1 protein-coding gene is annotated in these 492 nt (G+C 82.1%); it reads left to right on the top strand.

Going from position 1 to position 492, the window contains the following annotated elements; genetic code table 11:
* Positions 1-92: 92 nt before the first annotated feature.
* Positions 93-492, top strand: a 400-nt coding sequence (locus tag BG452_RS46430) for a hypothetical protein (RefSeq protein WP_223243290.1), incomplete at its 3' end; no start/stop codon positions are given.

Below are 492 nucleotides of genomic sequence, written 5' to 3'. Positions count from 1 at the left end.
CCCCCCCCCACCCCCCCCCCCCCCCCCCTCCCCCCCCCGCCCCCCTCCCCTCCCCCCGCCCCCCCCCCCCCCCCCCCCACGGCCCCCAGCCGGTGCGGTGCCTGGGCCTGCGGGGCCTGCCGGGGCTGCTGCCGCGGGGCCCGCTGCGGACGGCCCGGCTCCTGGAACTCCGGTGCGGCGGTGCCGGGCCGGCGCGGCTGGTACGCCGGGGGCCGGGTCTGCTGCTGGTCCTGCGGCTGCGGGTACCAGGGCTGCTCGCCGGTGGCGTCGGACGGGCCGGTCGGCAGCGCCATCGGCTCCTGACGCTGCGGCTGCGGCTGGGGCTGCTGCTGCGGGGCCGGCTGCGGCTGGGCCGGGTTCGGCACGCTCGGCAGCACCGGCTCCACCAGGCCGAGGCCCAGCGGGTCACGCGGGTCGATCTGGCTGGCCTCGAAGCGCGGCCGGGCGAACTGCTGGGTGGGGTGGGGTGGGAAGGAGGGGGGGTGGGGAGGG

The sequence above is a fragment of the Streptomyces sp. CBMA123 genome, assembly GCF_014596465.1.
Lineage (GTDB): Bacteria > Actinomycetota > Actinomycetes > Streptomycetales > Streptomycetaceae > Kitasatospora.
The sequence above is the reverse complement of the archived record's forward strand: the minus strand, read 5'-3'. Positions and strand labels throughout refer to the sequence as shown.